Annotated in this window: 1 rRNA gene; it reads left to right on the forward strand. The window is 58.8% G+C overall.

Annotation, left to right across the window (positions count from 1 at the left end):
* A 16S ribosomal RNA gene (locus tag AC1AYX_RS10360) occupies positions 1-1,363 on the forward strand; the annotation flags it as partial.
* Between the last annotated feature and the right edge of the window lie 559 nt (positions 1,364-1,922).

The raw sequence follows: 1,922 nt of genomic DNA on the forward strand, positions 1-1,922 counted from the left end.
AATGCCGGATGTTCCAATATGCTGCATGGTGTGTTGGGAAAGGGTTTTACTGGTATGGGATGGGGTCGCGTCCTATCAGCTTGACGGTGGGGTGATGGCCTACCGTGGCTTCGACGGGTAGCCGGCCTGAGAGGGCGACCGGCCACATTGGGACTGAGATACGGCCCAGACTCCTACGGGAGGCAGCAGTGGGGAATATTGCACAATGGGCGCAAGCCTGATGCAGCGACGCCGCGTGCGGGATGACGGCCTTCGGGTTGTAAACCGCTTTTAGCAGGGAGCAAGGCTTCTGGTTGAGTGTACCTGTTGAATAAGCACCGGCTAACTACGTGCCAGCAGCCGCGGTAATACGTAGGGTGCAAGCGTTATCCGGAATTATTGGGCGTAAAGGGCTCGTAGGCGGTTCGTCGCGTCCGGTGTGAAAGCCCATCGCTTAACGGTGGGTCTGCGCCGGGTACGGGCGGGCTGGAGTGCGGTAGGGGAGACTGGAATTCCCGGTGTAACGGTGGAATGTGTAGATATCGGGAGGAACACCAATGGCGAAGGCAGGTCTCTGGGCCGTTACTGACGCTGAGGAGCGAAAGCGTGGGGAGCGAACAGGATTAGATACCCTGGTAGTCCACGCCGTAAACGGTGGATGCTGGATGTGGGGCCCTTTCCACGGGTCCCGTGTCGGAGCCAACGCGTTAAGCATCCCGCCTGGGGAGTACGGCCGCAAGGCTAAAACTCAAAGAAATTGACGGGGGCCCGCACAAGCGGCGGAGCATGCGGATTAATTCGATGCAACGCGAAGAACCTTACCTGGGCTTGACATGTTCCCGACGACCGCAGAGATGTGGTTTCCCTTCGGGGCGGGTTCACAGGTGGTGCATGGTCGTCGTCAGCTCGTGTCGTGAGATGTTGGGTTAAGTCCCGCAACGAGCGCAACCCTCGCCCCGTGTTGCCAGCAGTTCGGCTGGGGACTCACGGGGGACCGCCGGGGTCAACTCGGAGGAAGGTGGGGATGACGTCAGATCATCATGCCCCTTACGTCCAGGGCTTCACGCATGCTACAATGGCCGGTACAGCGGGATGCGACATGGCGACATGGAGCGGATCCCTGAAAACCGGTCTCAGTTCGGATTGGAGTCTGCAACCCGACTCCATGAAGGCGGAGTCGCTAGTAATCGCGGATCAGCAACGCCGCGGTGAATGCGTTCCCGGGCCTTGTACACACCGCCCGTCAAGTCATGAAAGTGGGCAGCACCCGAAGCCGGTGGCCTAACCCCGTAAGGGGGTGGAGCCGTCTAAGGTGAGGCTCGTGATTGGGACTAAGTCGTAACAAGGTAGCCGTACCGGAAGGTGCGGCTGGATCACCTCCTTTCTACGGAGAATACAGGCTTCTGTTTGGAAGCCGGTGTGTGCCCCGCGAAGCGGATAGTCCGCTTGCGTCGGGGTTGCTGGTGTGGAAGAGATCGTTGGCTTTTTCGGGTCGTCCCTTTTGGGGGTGGCTCTTGTGGGTGGTGCGGCATGCTTTTGGGTTCCCGGACCGCCACTCCTGGAGGGTGTTTCCTTCCGGTGTGCGGGTCCGATGCCTTCCTGGCTTGGCTTGCCGGCTTGTCGTCGGTGTGGCTGGTCGGGGTGTGTGTTGGTGGTTTGAGAACTGGATAGTGGACGCGAGCAAGAAAGAGTTTTTTTCTTGTTTCTGTTGATTTCGAATGGACTCCGAGATGTTTTTTTGTCTTGGGTGTTCGTTCGGTCGTTTTGTGATCATTTTGACATGTTGTGTTGATGTGTCGTCCGATGTATTCGCGAATTTGGTTTTCGCCGGTGACGCTTTCGTGTGTTGCTGGTGAGGGCGCAGTGGTGGATGCCTTGGCGGACAGGACCGATGAAGGACGTGTGGGGCCGCGATAGGCCTGGGGGAGCCGCCGACAGGGCTT

It is taken from the genome of Bifidobacterium sp. LH_419 (genome assembly GCF_056356955.1).